At 54.1% G+C, this 17,411-nt stretch carries 15 protein-coding genes, 1 pseudogene and 1 other annotated feature; of the genes and pseudogenes, 5 read left to right on the top strand and 11 right to left on the bottom strand.

All coding sequences use genetic code 11. From position 1 onward, the window contains the following. Positions 1-39: 39 nt before the first annotated feature. Positions 40-585, top strand: a complete 546-nt coding sequence (locus F8R23_RS04865; protein ID WP_151415335.1) for a TetR/AcrR family transcriptional regulator — start codon at positions 40-42, stop codon at positions 583-585. A 161-nt stretch (positions 586-746) separates the two neighbouring features. On the opposite strand, the gene F8R23_RS04860 is transcribed toward F8R23_RS04865, so the two are convergent. Next, positions 747-2,636, bottom strand: coding sequence for a hypothetical protein (locus tag F8R23_RS04860; RefSeq protein ID WP_129934496.1), 1,890 nt, complete (start codon positions 2,634-2,636; stop codon positions 747-749). 238 nt (positions 2,637-2,874) lie between these two features. After that, positions 2,875-3,171, bottom strand: a complete 297-nt coding sequence (locus F8R23_RS04855) for a YciI family protein (RefSeq protein ID WP_129934497.1) — start codon at positions 3,169-3,171, stop codon at positions 2,875-2,877. 181 nt (positions 3,172-3,352) lie between these two features. Here F8R23_RS04855 and F8R23_RS04850 point away from each other — a divergent pair, with 181 nt between their 5' ends. Both F8R23_RS04850 and tonB read left to right on the top strand, forming a co-directional pair. Continuing rightward, positions 3,353-4,006, top strand: coding sequence for an epoxyqueuosine reductase QueH (locus F8R23_RS04850; RefSeq protein WP_099062846.1), 654 nt, complete (start codon positions 3,353-3,355; stop codon positions 4,004-4,006). Between the two features lie 238 nt (positions 4,007-4,244). Continuing rightward, complete coding sequence (tonB, locus tag F8R23_RS04845; protein ID WP_129934498.1) at positions 4,245-4,991, top strand: TonB system transport protein TonB; 747 nt, start codon at positions 4,245-4,247, stop codon at positions 4,989-4,991. A 69-nt stretch (positions 4,992-5,060) separates the two neighbouring features. Here tonB and yciA read toward each other — a convergent pair whose 3' ends face one another. After that, entirely contained in the window at positions 5,061-5,489 is a 429-nt protein-coding gene (gene yciA, locus F8R23_RS04840) for an acyl-CoA thioester hydrolase YciA (RefSeq protein ID WP_012145405.1), read from the bottom strand. A gap of 75 nt (positions 5,490-5,564) precedes the next feature. Then, on the bottom strand, positions 5,565-6,104 hold the full coding sequence (locus tag F8R23_RS04835) for a septation protein A (protein ID WP_129934499.1): 540 nt from the start codon (positions 6,102-6,104) through the stop codon (positions 5,565-5,567). A 234-nt stretch (positions 6,105-6,338) separates the two neighbouring features. Between F8R23_RS04835 and F8R23_RS04830 the strand changes: the two genes are divergently transcribed. Then, positions 6,339-8,042, top strand: coding sequence for a SulP family inorganic anion transporter (locus F8R23_RS04830; RefSeq protein ID WP_129938213.1), 1,704 nt, complete (start codon positions 6,339-6,341; stop codon positions 8,040-8,042). A gap of 46 nt (positions 8,043-8,088) precedes the next feature. Here the strand turns inward: F8R23_RS04830 and F8R23_RS04825 are convergent, their stop codons facing one another. Next, positions 8,089-8,841: a YciC family protein gene (locus F8R23_RS04825; protein ID WP_151415333.1), complete on the bottom strand. Its 753-nt coding sequence runs from the start codon at positions 8,839-8,841 to the stop codon at positions 8,089-8,091. A 433-nt stretch (positions 8,842-9,274) separates the two neighbouring features. On the opposite strand from F8R23_RS04825, the gene ompW reads away from it, so the two are divergent. Continuing rightward, on the top strand, positions 9,275-9,919 hold the full coding sequence (gene ompW / locus F8R23_RS04820) for an outer membrane protein OmpW (RefSeq protein WP_099062851.1): 645 nt from the start codon (positions 9,275-9,277) through the stop codon (positions 9,917-9,919). 47 nt (positions 9,920-9,966) lie between these two features. On the opposite strand, the gene F8R23_RS04815 is transcribed toward ompW, so the two are convergent. From F8R23_RS04815 to F8R23_RS04785, 6 genes and pseudogenes are all read right to left on the bottom strand, one after another. Next, the gene (locus tag F8R23_RS04815; RefSeq protein ID WP_012145400.1) at positions 9,967-10,281 is read right to left on the bottom strand and encodes a BON domain-containing protein; all 315 of its coding nucleotides are present in this window, start codon (positions 10,279-10,281) and stop codon (positions 9,967-9,969) included. Positions 10,282-10,501: 220 nt separating this feature from the next. Beyond that, positions 10,502-11,308, bottom strand: coding sequence for a tryptophan synthase subunit alpha (gene trpA, locus F8R23_RS04810; RefSeq protein WP_129934501.1), 807 nt, complete (start codon positions 11,306-11,308; stop codon positions 10,502-10,504). Next, entirely contained in the window at positions 11,308-12,498 is a 1,191-nt protein-coding gene (gene trpB, locus F8R23_RS04805; protein ID WP_099062853.1) for a tryptophan synthase subunit beta, read from the bottom strand. The genes trpA and trpB overlap by 1 nt, the downstream gene beginning before the upstream one ends. Before the next feature lie 31 nt (positions 12,499-12,529). Then, positions 12,530-13,891 (bottom strand): bifunctional indole-3-glycerol-phosphate synthase TrpC/phosphoribosylanthranilate isomerase TrpF, encoded by a 1,362-nt coding sequence (gene trpCF, locus F8R23_RS04800; RefSeq protein ID WP_207213251.1) that lies wholly within the window; start codon positions 13,889-13,891, stop codon positions 12,530-12,532. A 3-nt stretch (positions 13,892-13,894) separates the two neighbouring features. After that, positions 13,895-15,489 (bottom strand): annotated as a pseudogene (gene trpD / locus F8R23_RS24260) (bifunctional anthranilate synthase glutamate amidotransferase component TrpG/anthranilate phosphoribosyltransferase TrpD). Beyond that, entirely contained in the window at positions 15,489-17,051 is a 1,563-nt protein-coding gene (locus F8R23_RS04785) for an anthranilate synthase component 1 (protein ID WP_129934504.1), read from the bottom strand. Before F8R23_RS04785 ends, trpD begins: the two are co-directional and overlap by 1 nt. Before the next feature lie 25 nt (positions 17,052-17,076). Continuing rightward, positions 17,077-17,180 (bottom strand) — a sequence feature (Trp leader region). Between the last annotated feature and the right edge of the window lie 231 nt (positions 17,181-17,411).

Below are 17,411 nucleotides of genomic sequence, written 5' to 3'. Positions count from 1 at the left end.
TATATATCCATACGTATGTATTGAAAAGAGGGTTTCTCAATGGGACGTCAACGCAGCATCGATCGTGACAAGGTTCTGGATACGGCTGAAGAGATTGTCGCCACGCAGGGTGCTGCCGGGCTGACCATTGATTCCGTTGCCAAGGCGATGGGGATTTCCAAGGGCGGGGTGCAATACTGCTTTGGCAGCAAAGACGCGTTAATTGATGCGATGTTCGATCGTTGGGGTAAGGCCTATGACCGGGTGTTTGATGCCATTGCCGGGGACAATCCCTCGGCCACGACTAGTGTGCAAGCACATATGCAGGCGACCCGAAGTTCCGATCAGGCATCCAGCGCCAAGGCGGCGGGGCTGATGGCGACGCTGATCCAAACGCCAGAGCATTTGGACAGTACGCGCGAGTGGTACCGCAGCCGGATCGCCGGTCTGGACTTAACCAGCGAAGAGGGCAAACGCGCTCGATTGGCTTTTCTGGCCACAGAAGGGGCATTTATGCTGCGTTTCTTTGGCCTGATGGCGATTGACCAGCCAGAGTGGGACGCCATGTTTACGGATATGCAGGCGTTGATTTTTGCGAAAAAATAGCTCGCCTATCACAGCAATAGATGGCGGACCGACAAGTGAAGAGAGTAAGTTTATCGGACAAGATATTCCCTCGAAGAACCCTTTAGCCAGCCACTCCGTGCTGGCTTTTTTTTGTATGAAAAAGCCGCGGTCATCTGCGGCTGCTGTTAACATTGTACTCTTTAGACCTGACGCATATAAACGTCCGTAATTCGCAGGTCGAAGTTGCTTTTCATTTTAGTGGTATCCACCAGTAAGAAAGCATGCGTTGCCCAATCTGGGGCCCGTTCAAATGATGGTGGCTGGGTGACATAGCCCTGCATTTGTCCAGGAATAACCACGGTTTTCAATTCGGATTCTAATCCGCTGAAATTAAAGGTGTATGAGTGGCCGGTTTGTTGCATTAGTATTTTGGGCTCAACATCCTGCTGAGCACCAAATTCGCTCAGTTTTGCCCAAATAATTTTAACCTGGCAGCTTTGACCATCGCCTGCGAATGTATTGGCTCGGAGGTGATGAATGACACCGCCGTAGCCTTTCAGTTTTATAGTTCCTAACACGGCCTGAAATACACCGTCTCCGGCGCTTACATTACGCCCCAGGGAGACAAAGTTGGCCTGTCGGATCATGCTGAAATTGGTACTGGCTGCGGTTCCCCAGCCGTAACGTGATTTGCGCACGCTATTAACGCCTCCTGGCGGTAATACCCAAACTTCCTCGGTCCATTTCTCATTCCCGGCACCGCTGGTATAGGTTGAGCCATCGAGCCAGTTGTCCTGCACCGTTGCATCGGTACGTACTTGCGACAACAAATAAGGCCAGGCGATCGGCAGTTGCGTATCATGCAATGACACTGAACCGTTACCATCAATCCAGCCGCTGACGTTTGCATCGCCACCTTGCTGCATCTGACCAATATTGACTTTTTCAAACACGACTCGTGCCAGGTTGCCAAAGTAGAAAGGGTTACAGGTAGTCGGATAGGTCGATGGGCTGCCACCAGCTTTAAAGGTGAAGATGCCGCCAATAAAGTTAACTTTACAGCTTTTATCATCTGGGATGTTGACGATGTAATTTTGGGGGCCGTAACCCTCAAAGTGGCAATCGCGGAAAGTGTGTTGACCGCCTTCGATATGAATATATTTCCCCAGTCTGTCTGCCGACGTTTGCGGCCCACTTTTCCCGTAGATATAGTCGAAGGAACAATTGAAGAAGTAGCTATATCCTCCCTGCAGGTTCACGCCGCAGTTACTTTGGGCAAAGACACAGCTGTGGAAGTTCATCTCTTCACCGGAGTCTGAGGTATTGTTTGGGAAGAAATAGCAAGTGTCGCAATGGTTGAAAGTGAAGCCGTACATGCGCAGGAAATAGAAATTAGTGGTACCTGTAATGCCGCAGGAGAATCCCTCGATACCACCGCCGGTGAACGTCAGCGAGTTACGTGGGTAGCTGCCTGAAAGCGATGTAGAGAATGCCATTCCATCAATAAACGAGTCAGCGCCAGGGCCGATCATTCGCAGATTTTTAGCACTCAGATTACCTTGGGCATAACCGGCATTATTTTTCCAGTCGATGGCAGCCTTGTGAAGTTCTGCAGTGCCAGGTGTCATTGCTGTGAAATCCAGTAATGCACCGGAAAAATCATAATCGACGGTTTTGGTATCAAAGGTTAGTTTTGTAATACATTTGAAACGACCATTTCCAAAAATAAGATTGCCGTTTTTCAACACACGTGCACCGCTGGTGGTTGCCTGCGAACTGGCGTAATCATGGGCTTTTTGGATCGCATCGGTATCGTCAGCAATACCATCGCCTTTCGCGCCGTACATATAAGGCGAGACGGTGCCCGCTACCTCCAATACACGTAGCCAGACCCACGAAGTATTAGAACGGATAAACATACCACCATCATCCGCTGGTGTCGGCTGCGCTTTTGCGACAAAAATGCCGCCACCGGTTGGCTGACGGCTACCGGTGCTCCAGTTTGCATCATAGGCGGTTACGGCGATCAGCTCGCCGGCAGCGGTAGGGACAGTACTTCTCAATGTTGCAATATCAGGGCAGGTGTTCATTATTTAGATCCTCATAGCAAAATGAATACTGTATTTTTATACAGTCATTGAAGTCTATGAGTGCTTTGGTTAATGCACAATAGCGCACAGGTACACGGCTGTTGTGCCATCCAAGGCTAAACGGGGAAATGGGCAATTATGCTATGACTCAGGAGTCGATATTTATTTTAGCGGATCAAATTGGGACCTGGTTGTAATAGACAACCCGTAGCAACATCAACTGCGGGTCATCATTAAACTACAACACTTGCTTGAAGGGTTTGACCGTCACCTCGGCATAAACACCGGCGGCGACGTAAGGATCCTGTTTAGCCCAGGCTTGGGCATCGGCCAGTGAGGCGAATTCCGCAATCACCGTAGAACCGCTGAAACCGGCACTGCCCGGATCGTTGCTGTCGATGGCTGGATTGGGGCCGGCAACTATCAGGCGACCTGCGTCACGCAGTGCCTGCAGGCGAGCCAAGTGTGCGGGGCGTACTGACAGGCGGTTTTCCAAAGAGTTGGGCACGTCTTGTGCGTAGATCAGATAAAGCATGTTTCACCTTTAAAATCATTGCTATAGAAGGGTAAATTTAAAGTAGCGCAAAAGGAGATACAAGGGAATGCCCGCCCGCTGGAATTTAACTGTGGCTGGCGCTTATGCCTTGAAGCGACTAGCTTTTATTCGTATAGTGCGGCCGCGCGGTTTAATGAGACAAGGATTGAGAGGTGAGGAAATGACGGAACTGGTTAGAGATAAACTCGACTTGCCTGAGGGCAAAAGTAAACTGTTGCTGCACTCTTGCTGTGCGCCCTGTTCCGGGGAGGTGATGGAAGCCATTCAAGCCTCCGGCATCGAATACGCCATTTTCTTCTATAACCCGAATATCCATCCGCAAAAGGAATACCTGCTGCGCAAGGACGAGAATATCCGCTTTGCCGAGCAGCACGGGGTACCGATCATCGACGCCGATTATGATACCGATAACTGGTTCGCTCGTGCCAAAGGCATGGAGCATGAACCTGAGCGCGGTATCCGCTGCACCATGTGTTTTGACATGCGTTTTGAACGCACCGCACTCTACGCGCATGAAAACGGCTACGACACTATTTCCAGCTCGCTGGGTATCTCTCGCTGGAAGAATATGCAGCAAATCACCGACTGTGGAGTGCGCGCGGCGGAAAAGTACCCCGATTTGGAGTATTGGGATTACAACTGGCGTAAAAAAGGCGGTTCGTCGCGGATGATCGACATCAGCAAACGTGAGCGTTTTTATCAGCAAGAGTACTGCGGCTGCGTCTATTCGCTACGTGACAGCAACCTGCATCGTAAAGCGCAGGGCCGACCGCTGATCAAACTGGGCGTACTGTATTACGGCGATGAAGAATAACGCTGCATGGGGCAAAGATAACCCGCTACGGCGGGTTTTTTCGGTTTTGACCCAGGTGAATCAGGTTAATGAAGCGTGTAAAAGCCTCAGTTAAAAGGCAAATGAAAGGTTAATATCCTCATGAGTTTACAGGTTTTAGCAATGAATAATGACGATTAGAGCGATAGTTTGCCATTCGTTATTGAATATGATTGCTATTTGCATTTAAACTTGGCGAACCAGAGGAAACAGAATCATTATGCCGCTAAAAAAGATGTTCCTTAATCGCCGTTTGTCCGTGCCAATTGTCCTGTCCGTTGGCTTACATAGCGCCCTGGTGGCGAGTCTGCTCTATGCTTCTGTCAAGGAGGTGATGGAGTTGCCGAAACCTGAGGATGCGCCGATCAGCGTCATGATGGTCAATACCGCCGCGATGGCAGAGCCGCCACCGCCTGCACCGGCCGAGCCTGAGCCAGAGCCGCAGGTGGAGCCTGCACCCGAGCCCGAGCCGGAACCGCTCCCAGAGCCACCGCCGAAGGCGATACTGAAGCCTGAGCCGGTAAAACCCAAGCCGAAGCCAAAACCGAAGCCGAAGGTCGAGAAAACGGTTAAACGTGAGCCGCAGAAAACCGAGCCGCGTGAGCCGTCACCGTTTGAAAATAACCAACCGGCCAAGCCTGTCGATAGGGCTCCGGTGAAGCAGGCGCCATCAGCGCCGGTTGCGGGCAATTCGCGTGATGTGACGCCGAGAGCGATCAGCCGTGCCGACCCGATTTATCCGCCGCGCGCCAGAGCCTTGCAGATTGAAGGCAATGTGCGGGTGCAGTTTGATGTCGACAGTGATGGCCGTTTGAGTAACGTGCGTATCCTGTATGCGGAGCCACGCAATATGTTTGAGCGTGAAGTGAAACAGGCAATGCGTAAGTGGCGTTATGAAGCCAAGGAAGCGAAGAATATCACCATGAGTATCCGCTTTAAAATTAACGGCACCACGGAAATGAACTGACACCGAGAGTGATTTTGACAAAGAAAAGGGTCGCCACAGGGCGACCCTTTTTACTGCCTGAATTCCGGCTTATTCTTCGAAGCCAACACGGAAGTTCATCTTACCGTCGGGCAGGGCGCGTGAATTACCTTCGTCGTCTACGGCAACATAGGTAAACACGGCTTCGGTCGCACGGTAGCGCTGCCCGATAGGTGCAGAAGACACTTTCTTGACCCACACTTCGATATTGATGGTGATCGAACTGCGTCCGGTGCGGATACAGTGTGCGTAGCAACATACCACGTCACCTACCGCGACCGGTTTCAGGAAGGTCATGCCATCCACTCGCACGGTCACGACACGGCCTTCGGCAATTTCTTTTGCCTGAATAGCGCCACCGATGTCCATCTGCGACATCAGCCAGCCGCCAAAAATATCACCGTTGGCATTGGTATCTGCCGGCATCGCCAGCGTTCGTAGCACCATTTCGCCACTGGGTAAAGGTCGTTGTTGAGTCATAGCTGTCTGCTTATCAAGGAAGGGATTTCACTATACTGCCCGTAGCAAACGCCACGGGCATTAACAATTTTGTAACTATTTTTTCTGTTCTTCCGGCATGTGCCGATAAATATAAACGCCGCTGAGCAGGGTATATACCAGCGTCAGCGCGGTCAGGCCGAACACTTTGAAGTTAACCCAAACGCTCTGAGGCAGCCAGAAAGCGACGTAGATATTCGCCAGGCCACAGACCAGGAAGAAGATCGCCCAGGCCAGGTTGAGGGTGTTCCAGACTTTATCCGGCAGCGTCAGCTCTTTGCCTAGCATGCGTTGTACCAGCGGTTTTTTGAGCACCAGTTGGCTTATCAACAATGCCAGTGCGAACAAGCAGTAGATGATCGTCACTTTCCATTTGATAAACAAATCGTTATGGAACACCAGTGTCAGGGTGCCAAACACCAGTACCATCAGGAAGGTGATCAGCGTCATCTTCTCGATTTTGCGGTATTTAAACCAGGTGAACACCAGCGCCAGGGCGGTAGCAACAATTAGCGCGCCAGAGGCGACGTAGATATCGTAGAGCTTATAAAATGCAAAAAAGACAATTAACGGGAGGAAATCAAGAAACTGCTTCATAAATCAATCCATCATCTGTTCATCGGCCGACTATACCGGATTTGGCGGGCTCTGTGTACCGCTGGCAAGCGATGATTATCGGCGTTTGGCCACCGGATTTCCGCCATGAAAGCAGGAATTTGCATAAACTTACGATTGAGGTCGCGAGTTCGCGGCGGGCAGATTGCCAGTACGGCATTGGCATCGCATGATACACACAATAATAGCCGGATAATTTATAACGGAAAACAGTTTATGCAGTGGAAATCTCTCCAGGCGCTGACGCCCGGTTTGACGCATTTATTAGGGTATCAACGCAGTTGGCTGAAACCGGACATCCGCGCCGGGTTATCCGTGGCCGCCGTGGCCTTGCCGGTGGCGATTGCCTACGCCGAACTGGCGGGGGTCAGCCCGATAGTAGGGTTATATTCCTGTATTTTACCGATGGTGGCCTACGCCTTTTTCGGCTCCTCACGCCAACTGATTGTGGGGCCGGATGCGGCGACCTGCGCGGTGATTGCCGCCGTTGTGACCCCATTGGCGGCAGGCAATATGGAACGCCACTGGCAACTGACCATTATGATGACCGCGATGATGGGCGCCTGGTGCCTGTTGGCCAGCCGCTTTAAGCTGGGTGCGCTGGCGGACCTGCTCTCCAGGCCGATTCTCAGTGGGCTGCTGAACGGCGTGGCGATCACCATTATCGTCGATCAAATTGGTAAGGTATTTGGTTTTGGCGTGCATCCGGCGCAGTTGATCGAACGTATCTACGCGCTGCCGGGCAACCTGATGCACAGCGATTGGCTGACCATGTCGGTGTCGTTACTGACGCTGGTTACGCTGATTGGGTTTAAAAAATGGCGGCCCAACTGGCCGGCGCCGTTATTTGCCATCGTCCTGGTGACCTTTATGACCTGGGCTGGTGGACTGCAGCAGCATGGTGTGGTGACGGTGGGCGGTTTTAGCGATGTATTACCCATCGTGCAGTGGCCGGATTTTCAACCGGGTTTACTGCGTGACATGGTGATCCCGGCGCTCAACCTGGCGGTGGTGAGTTTTGTCAGCATGATGCTGACTGCCCGTAGTTTTGCGGCGAAGAACGGTTATGAGGTGAACGCTGACGCTGAATTCCGCGCGCTCGGGTTGGTGAATATAGTCTCGGCGCTGTCACAGGGGTTTGCCATCAGCGGGGCGGATTCACGTACCGCGGTCAATGATGCCAACGGCGGCAAGAGTCAACTGGTGTCGATCATTGCAGCAGCGGTGATTGCTTTCGTGTTGTTGTTCCTGATGGCACCGTTGCAGTTTATTCCGGTAGCGGGTTTGGGCGTGGTGCTGATGTACGCCGCTTGGTCGTTGCTGGATATTCGCGGTATCTGGATCATGCGGCGTCGTAATGCTCAGGCTTTCCGACTGGCGATGTTTACCTTCCTCTGCGTGCTGCTGGTGGGGGTGATAAGCGGTATTGGACTGGCGGTCTTACTGGGCCTGATGCAGTTTCTGCGCACGGTGTTCCGCCCGACTGAACAACTGCTGGGTGTTAATGACGAAGGCATGATTCACTCAATGGGCAACAATAACGGCATTAAAGCGGTACCCGGCGTGATGATGTATCGTTTCAACTCGCCGCTGACCTATTTCAACGTGGCGTACTTCAAGCGGCGGATCCTCAACCTGGTCGACAGCACGCCGTTCCAGCCGCGTTGGGTAGTGGTGGATGCGGTTGCCAGCTTTACCCATGCCGATATCAGCGTATTGGCGGCCATCGACGAATTGAAACGGGATTTGTTACAGCGTAACGTGAGACTGGTACTGGCAGGGCGGCGAACCGAGCTGACGCGCTGGTTCCGTATCAATCGAATGGGGCGCGACCGGGAATTGATCCTGGTGCCGGATTTGTACCTGGCGCTGAAGCTGATTCAAAGTAAGGAACAGGCTGAACCGCCGGTGACTCAGTAAGCAAAAGGGCACGCCGAGGCGTGCCCTTTAAGTTCCTGTGGCAAAATTAGCTGCGCAGCAGCATATACAGACGGAACAGGTAAACCAGCAACAGGGCGGAAACCAGGTTGCTCAATGCAGTCAATACCACGCTGGCGACGTTCGGGGTCAGCACCGAAAGGTGGCTCACCATAAACAACACCAGCAGCTTGGCTGCCAGCCACAGCATCATCGCCGGAACAATCACACGCGCATTGGCGAAAGCCAACTTGCAGCTCAGCTTAATCGAGGCAAACACGCCTTTCTTGTCGGTAGCGGTGATCACCGGTGCCAGCGAGAAAGCGATCGCCATGATCACGCCAGGTACCACAAACAGCGTCAGGCCCAGTTGAATCAACAGCGTGCAGGTGAACAGCAGCAACAACAGACGCGGCAACTCGGGCGCGGAAGCACCGATGGCGCGCAGTGCGCTGATACGCTGCCCCTGGGAAACCAGGCGAATCAATGTCAGCATCCCGCCAACCAGCAACACGTTGCCCACTAATGCGGAAAAGGTGGCGGCGGCTGAAACTTTCAATAACACCATCTGTTGTTCAGGCGTCATTTGTTGAATGATTTCCTGGATCCCCATACCGGCGGATGCAGCAAAGTCACCTTCCGTTGCGCTCAGGATCTTCAACTGTTCGACATCAGGGCTGAAAGCTTGATTGAGCAGTACAGAAATGAACGCGGTCAACAGCGCCAGCATCAGGATACTGGTCAGTTGGTTACGGAAAAAATTAAAACTGTCACGGTACAACGTGTTGGCCGTGATAGGCATGCAGACTCCTTGGCATCGAGAAACAGAGATAAATCAAAATCAGTGGGCGATTGTACCCTGTTCCAGGCCGCTGTGGCACCCCGTGAAGTGCACTGCGACGATTTCTTCGGCGATCGCCGTTATTGCTATCTACTCATTATCTTTCAAACCACAGCGTTTAACCTAATTCCCGCTAGATTTGTCACCCTTGAGCCGGTCGAAGGATGAAAATATTTGCCCCGTTTATGCTACGTCCCATAACTAAACATGTAGATAATTTGCAACAAAAGTGTTTTTTTGATTCAGATCAATTCTTGATTTATTAGCCTCTTAGGTAACCTTGTTTTTAGTAGGATTTAAAATTTTTACACATAAGATGTGATCTCGATGGGATCATAAATACCCGTAAGTAGGTATATTCCCCCGGATGATAACCACACAAATGGAATGGACAATGAAAAAGACAACTCTGGTGGTATTGGCGGCGATGATGGCCCCTATGTTGGCAAGTGCACATCAGGCAGGGGATTTTCTTTTCCGCGCCGGCGCTGCAACGGTGCGGCCAAACGCCGGATCGGATGACGTGCTGGGGCAAGGCTCATTCAGTGCCGACAATAATACCCAGCTTGGTCTGACCTTCGGCTATATGGTCACGGACAATATTGGTGTCGAACTGCTGGCCGCAACGCCATTTCGCCATAAAGTGGGGCTGAATGGCAAGGCGGTGAACGGTGATATCGCCACCGTGCGCGATCTGCCGCCAAGCCTGATGGCGCAATACTACTTTGGCGATAAGCAGGACAAACTGCGTCCGTATCTGGGGCTGGGGGTTAACTACACCACCTTCTTCGATGAAAAATTCAACGACAACGGTAAAAGCGCCGGGCTGAGCAACCTGAGCTTGAAAGACTCCTGGGGCGTGGCCGCGCAGGCGGGCCTGGATTACAACCTGGATGAGCACTGGATGCTGAACATGTCAGTGTGGTGGATGAACATCGAAACCAAAACTCGCTTTGACGACGCGGACGGTAATCATCACAGCATCGATACGCGTTTGGATCCGTGGGTGTTTATGTTCGGGGCAGGGTATCGCTTCTGACAGGGGTGAAACAGGGAGGCGCATACAGCGCCTCCGTTTTATTTTTACTACTTGATATTCATCACGTTTTCAACAGATTTCACACCCGCTACACCACGAGTCACCTGCACTGCGCGGTTGGCATCGGCGCTTGAACTGACGAAACCGCTCAACTGTACACGACCTTTAAAGGTCTCGACGCTGATTTCGGTAGATTTGATGGTTTTATCCGCCAGCAGCGCTGACTTCACCTTGGTCGTTACTACCGTATCGTCAATATAACCACCAGTCCCTTCAGATTTCGCTGTTGGCGCGCAGGCACTCACTGCGAATGCCACAACGGCTGCCATGCATAAGACCGAAAGGGTTTTAAATAGCTTCATAAATTACTCTCCATGCAATGTTATTGTTGAAACTACATTTAGGTTGTCATCTAAAAACGTAGCGCATTCCCTCCCAATAAAGAAATGCCCGACGCGCAAGATTCATTGTGAGACAAGAATGGGGTTTGTTCAAATCCAAGCTGTAAAAAATTAGCACAACCTTGAAGGGAAACAATATGTTAACAACGGGTACAGATCCTCTGCACCCGTTGTTGAGGAATTACGCCCGTGTTGCGGCCTTCATTTCACTGACAAAGGTCGCCAGTCGGGTCAGCATTTCGGCCGGTTGCGCTTGGTTTTGCTCGATAATCTTGACGATCGCCGAGCCGGATATCGCTCCGGCAGCCCCGGCCTGCAGTGCATCACGCACCTGAGCCGGCTCGGAAATGCCAAACCCTTGCAGCGGTGGGGCTGCATGGTATTCACGCAGTTTGTTCACCAGGTGATGCAGTGGCAATTGCGCGCGACTTTCGGTCCCGGTTACGCCAGCGCGTGACAACAGGTAGGTGTATCCCCTGCCGTGTGAGGAGATTTCACGCAGCAAATCATCGTCGGCATTTGGCGGGCAGATAAAGATCGGCGCGATGCCATGGCGGATAGCGGCGGCCCGGAAGGGCGCAGACTCTTCATACGGCACGTCGGCAATCAACACCGAATCAACGCCCACTTCGGCGCAGCGTTGGTAAAACGCATCGATGCCTTTATGGAACACCAGGTTGGCGTACATCAGCAAACCAATGGGGATGCCAGGGTGCTTCTGACGGATGGCGGCCAGCATTTCAAAGCACTGGGTTGGTGTGACGCCAGAGGCGAATGCGCGCAGCGCCGCACTTTGGATGGTTGGGCCGTCAGCCAGTGGATCGGAGAACGGGATACCCAATTCCAGCGCGTCGGCACCGGCTTCAACCAAAGTATCGATGATTTGCAATGACAATGTCGGGTTAGGATCGCCGAGGGTCACGAACGGGACGAAGGCGCCTTCCTTGTTGCTTGCCAGGCGGTCGAACAGTTGCTGGTAACGTTCCATCAGATTTCTCCCCGTGCTTTCAGAATGTCGTGAACGGTAAATATGTCTTTGTCGCCGCGGCCAGACAGGTTAACCACCAGGATCTGTTCCTTTTGCGGTGTTTCACGGATCATTTTCAGCGCGTGTGCCAGGGCATGGGAAGACTCCAGCGCCGGGATAATCCCTTCGCTACGCGACAGGGCCTTGAAGGCGTCCAACGCCTCGTCATCGGTAATCGACACATATTCTGCGCGACCAATGCTGTTCAGATAGGCGTGCTGCGGCCCAACGGAAGGGAAGTCGAGCCCGGCTGAAATGGAATAGGACTCTTCAATCTGGCCTTCGGAAGTCTGCATCATCGGCGCTTTCATGCCGAAATAGATCCCCACGTGGCCGTGCTTCAAGGGTGCGCCGTGCTGGCCGGTTTCAATACCCAGCCCGGCGGGTTCAACGCCGATCAGACCCACGCTGGCATCATCGATAAAGTCAGCGAACATGCCGATGGCGTTGGAGCCACCACCGACACAGGCCAGTACCGCATCAGGCAGGCGGCCTTCGCGCTCCAGCATCTGCGCTTTGGTTTCCTCACCGATCATGCGCTGGAATTCACGTACGATGGTTGGATACGGATGTGGGCCTGCTGCGGTACCCAACATATAGTGGGCGGTTTCGTAGCTGCCAGACCAGTCGCGCAGCGCTTCGTTACAGGCGTCTTTCAGCGTAGAAGAACCGCTATGCACCGGGATTACTTCCGCCCCCATCAGACGCATGCGGAAGACGTTCGGCGACTGGCGTTCAATATCTTTGGCACCCATATAGATGCGGCATTTCAGACCGAGCAAGGCACAGGCCAGGGCCGAGGCAACGCCATGCTGACCGGCACCGGTTTCGGCAATGATTTCGGTTTTTCCCATGCGTTTGGCCAACAGTGCCTGACCCAACACCTGGTTGGTTTTGTGTGCGCCGCCGTGCAGCAAGTCTTCACGTTTCAGGTACAGCTTGGTTTTGGTACCGGCAGTGAGGTTTCTGCACAGCGTCAGCGCCGTTGGGCGACCGGCGTAGTTTTTCAGCAGGTCGATAAATTCAGCCTGGAACTCCGGGTCGCGCTGTGCGCTGACAAAGGCTTCTTCCAGTTGTTTTAAGGCCGGCATCAGAATCTGTGGCACATATTGGCCACCAAATTCGCCGAAGTAGGGGTTAAGCAGCGTCATTATAGTTCCCGTTATTATCCGTTAATGATCTTCAGTAAGCGCGCAGGGTCTGGAACACCGCCGCCAGGCGGACAGGATCCTTAATGCCGGGCTGGCTCTCAACGCCGGAGTTAAAGTCCAGACCGGCGCAGCCGAGCTTGGCCGCGTCAACACAGTTGTCTGCACCCAGGCCACCGGCCAGCATCACGTTTTCCAGGTTTTCACCCTGGAGTACCGACCAGTCGAAACGTTGCCCGGTGCCGCCCGCGCCGTTATCCAGCAGGTAACGGTCAACGTGCTGCAAATCACGCTTTGGCAAATGGTCTTTCACGCTCAGCGCCTTCCAAATCTGACAGTCGATCGGCAGTTCGGCGCGCAGGGCGGTGATATAGGTTTGGTCTTCCGCGCCGTGCAGTTGCACTGCTTTCAGGCCCAGACGTGCGACAGTCTGTACTACCGTTTCTACCAGTGCGTCACAGAACACGCCGACGTATTTCAGCGGAGCGCCGGAAATGACTTCACGGGCACGGGTGATATCGACATAGCGCGGGGAGCGCCCGACAAAAATCAGCCCACCGTAGACGGCACCTGCCTGATAGGCCGCGGCGGCATCCTGCGGACGGGTCAGCCCGCACACTTTATTGTCGCCGAGCATTACCCGGCGTACGGCGGCGCGCAGGTCGGGTTCCGACATCAATGCACTGCCAATCAGAAAACCGTTGGCAAAGCGGCTCAATTCGCGGATCTGGCCGTAGTTGTTGATGCCGGACTCGCTGATCACCGTCACGCCGTGTGGCACGCGTGGCGCCAACTGACGAGTGCGATCCAGATCGATGCTCAGATCGCGCAGATCGCGGTTATTGATACCCACCACGCGCGCTTCCAGAGTAATGGCCCGTTGCAGCTCTTCTTCACTGATCACTTCGGTCAGCACGCCCATGTTCAGGCTGTGCGCCACCGCGGCTAACTGAAGGTATTGCTCGTCATTAAGCACCGACAGCATCAGCAGGATGGCATCGGCCTGATAGAAGCGAGCCAGGTAGATCTGGTACGGGTCGATAATAAAATCTTTGCACAGTACCGGCTGTGTCACCGTCTTGCTGACCAGCGGCAGAAAATCGAAGCTGCCCTGGAAGTATTTTTCATCGGTCAGCACCGAGATCGCCGAGGCGAAATCCTTGTAGACCTCAGCGATTTCCACCGGATCAAAGTTTTCGCGGATCAACCCTTTGGAAGGGGATGCCTTTTTACATTCAAGAATAAACGCCGTTCTGGCTCCCTCTAACGCGTGGTAAAAACCGCGTTCACTCGGGACGATTTCATTCTGAAAACTGGCCAGTGGCTGTTGTTGCTGTCGTGCTGCGACCCATTGCGCTTTGTCACGAACAATCTTGTTGAGCACGGTTTCCTGCATCATTTATCCTCTTGCTGCCAGTGCGGTGACGCGCTCGTAAGCTTGCCCGCTGTGAATCATGTCCAGTGCCTGCTGCGCGTTTTGGCGCAGGTCTTCATGCCCGAATAACTTCAGCAGCAGCGCCACGTTAGCGGCTACCGCAGCGGCGTGTGCCGGGTCACCTTTACCTTGTAACAACCTTGCCAGAATGTCACGATTTTCTTCCGGTGAGCCGCCCAGCAGGGCTTCCAGCGGATAGCTTTGTAGCCCGAAGGACTGTGGCGTCAACTGATAGCTTTCAATTTCACCGTTGTTCAATTCGGCCACATGAGTAGTCGCATGTATCGCCACTTCATCCATACCGCCGCCGTGTACCACCGCTGCCCGTTGATAACCCAGCACGCGCAGGGTTTCGGCAATCGGCAGCACCAATTCCGGGCTGTAAACGCCGATCAGCGCCAGCGGTGGGCGTGCCGGGTTGATCAACGGACCGAGCACGTTGAACACCGTGCGGGTTTTCAGTTGCTGGCGTACCGGCATCGCATGGCGGAAACCGGTGTGATATTGCGGTGCGAACAGGAAGCACACGCCCAGTTCGTCCAGTGCCTTACGCGCTTCTTCTGCCGGCAAATCCAGGCGAATGCCAAATGCCGCCAGCAGATCAGAGGAGCCGGACCGGCTGGAAACGCTGCGGTTGCCGTGTTTGGCCACTTTGGCGCCGCATGCCGCTGCCACAAAGGCACTGGCGGTGGAAATATTAATGCTGTTGGTGCCGTCGCCACCGGTGCCGACGATGTCGGCAAACGGGTAATCCGGGCGTGGGAACGGCAGGGCGTCGGCCAGCAGCGCTTTGGCCGCTCCGGCGATCTCCTCCGGGCGTTCGCCGCGAATTTTCATGCTGATCAGTGCCGCTGCCAATTGGCTTGGTTCCAGCTCACCGCGCACGATGGCGCTGAATAACTGCTGGCTTTCCTGTTGGTCCATCGACTCTGAACGGTACAGTTTTTCAAGAATAGTTTGCATCGTCGTATCCCTCGTTATTTCGCCAGCGCCCAGGTCAGTGTCTGCTCAAGCAAACGCGCGCCGTGGGTGGTCAGGATCGATTCCGGATGGAACTGGAAACCGCATACGCGATGCTGGTCATGACGTACTGCCATCACCATCTCGCCAAACTGGGCGTTGACGGTGAGCTCGGCCGGGATATTGCTGCCGACCAGGGAGTGATAGCGTGCCACCGGCAGTGGGTTCACCATCCCGGCAAACATCCCTTCGCCGTCGTGGCTGATGGCCGAGGCCTTGCCGTGCAAGATCTCACCGGCCTGGCCAACGTGGCCGCCGTAGGCTTCGACAATCGCCTGATGACCCAGACAGATGCCGATAATAGGTAACTGGCCGCGCAGGCGTTGTAACAGCTCCGGCATGCAACCGGCTTCGGACGGGGTACCTGGCCCCGGTGACAGCATCAGAACAGGCTGTTCCAACTGCTGCAGGCGTTCGATAATCACTTCGGCAGAAATCTGGTTACGGTAAATCACCACCTGATGGCCGCTGGCACGCAGCTGGTCGACCAGGTTATAGGTAAAGGAATCAACGTTATCGAGCAGTAAGATATCGGCCATCAGAACACCTCCTTGGCCTGGTGCGCGCTGGCAATGGCACGCAGCACGGCTCGTGCCTTATTACGGGTCTCATCGGCTTCCGCCTGAGGAACAGAATCCAGCACCACGCCGGCGCCGGCTTGCACGGTTGCAATGCCGTCTTCAACATACGCGGAGCGGATGACAATACAGGTATCCAAATCGCCGGTGGCAGTGAAATAACCGACTGCACCGCCGTAGCTACCGCGACGCGTGCCTTCAGAGGCGGCAATTAACTGCATGGCGCGTACTTTTGGCGCACCGCTCAGGGTGCCCATGTTCATACAGGCCTGGTAGGCGTGCAGCACGTCGAGGTCGGCGCGCAGGGTACCAATCACCCGGGAAACCAGGTGCATCACGAATGAGTAGCGGTCCACTTTGGTCAGGTCGGCCACATAGCGACTACCGGCCTGACAGATGCGCGCCAAATCGTTACGCGCCAGATCGACCAGCATCAGGTGTTCGGCCAGTTCTTTGTGATCGGTGCGCATTTCCAGCTCGATACGGCTGTCGAGATCCAGATCCAGCGAACCATCGGCGCGACGCCCGCGAGGACGGGTACCGGCAATCGGGTAGATCTCGATTTGGCGGTTGCCGGCATCGTATTTCAGCGCGCTTTCCGGCGATGCACCGAACAGGGTGAATTCATCATCCTGCATATAGAACATATACGGGCTTGGGTTGTTGTCCTTCAGCGTTTGATAAGCGGCCAGCGGGGCTGGGCAAGGCAGTGAGAAACGGCGCGATGGTACTACCTGGAAGATTTCGCCCTGACGGATAGCCTGTTGCAATTCGCTGACGACCGCACCGTATTCTTCATCGGTCTGGTTGCAGCTCAGTTGCATGTCTTCCAGTTTCTGGTGGGGAATTGGTTGAGGCGTCTGTTTCAATTGAACCTGCAGCTGTTCCAGGCGCTGTTGCAGACGTTGCTCTTCCGCCGTGTCGGCAGTGAAAACGCTGGCCTGCAGACGGGCAACGCCGCGCTGGTGATCCAGTACCAGCAGGGTTTCCGCCAGATAGAAACAGAAGTCCGGGCAGCGCTGATCCTGGCGCAGTTCCGGCAGGTCTTCAAAACCGGCAACCAGATCGTAGGCAAACAGGCCGCCAAGCATCACCGCTTCACGTTCGTCAGCCGGGGAGTCAACCAGCGTCAGCAGAGTGCGCAGTGCATCAAACACCGACAGCGAACGCAGGCGGGCATCTTCATCCTGAATGGCATCAATCACCGGGAAGGTCAGTTCACGCCCATTAGGACGTACCTGGATCTGGACTTCGGCCGGCAGGGCTTCGTCCAGCAACGGCAGCATCGCCGCGCCGTTGGCGGTCAGCGCCTGCAGCTTCACGGTGCGGCCCAGAGCGGTGATGCGCAGGGCACTGTCGATCACCAACAGGCTTTGCAGGTTTTGCTTGCTGTTGATTTCAGCTGATTCCAGCAGCAGGGTAGCCGGACGAGCGCCGCACAACTGGTGGAAAATGGTGGTCGGATCGCCCCGGTAACTGGCCTCCGCCTTCAGTAATTTGAGTTGTGGTTTGATGTTCATCATTGGTGGTTCCAGTTAAAATTTATCCATAAAAAAGCCCGCGTTACCAGCGGGCTTAGGGAATCTGCAGTGTCAGATGACAGGTATGCGTGATTACTCCGCCCGAGAAAGGGAGTGACGCCACCAACGAAGAAGAGAAGTTTGCTTATTCATTTCTATGCTCTCTTGTTTATCATCCAACCAGGGAATTGCCCTGAACTTGTGTACTAGTTAACTGGTTCGTGGGGGTAAAGTCAACCCTCTTTTCGCACAATGTTTTAGCGGCAAGCGTGAATTATTTTCATCAGCGGGAAGGGGCCTCGGACCAGAATAGATTTCCGTCTGCCGGGCGATCGCGGGTATGATAGAAGACCAAGCCATTGC

Source organism: Serratia proteamaculans (genome assembly GCF_008830365.1).
GTDB lineage: Bacteria > Pseudomonadota > Gammaproteobacteria > Enterobacterales > Enterobacteriaceae > Serratia > Serratia proteamaculans.
This window is presented reverse-complemented; position numbering and strand designations above follow the sequence as displayed.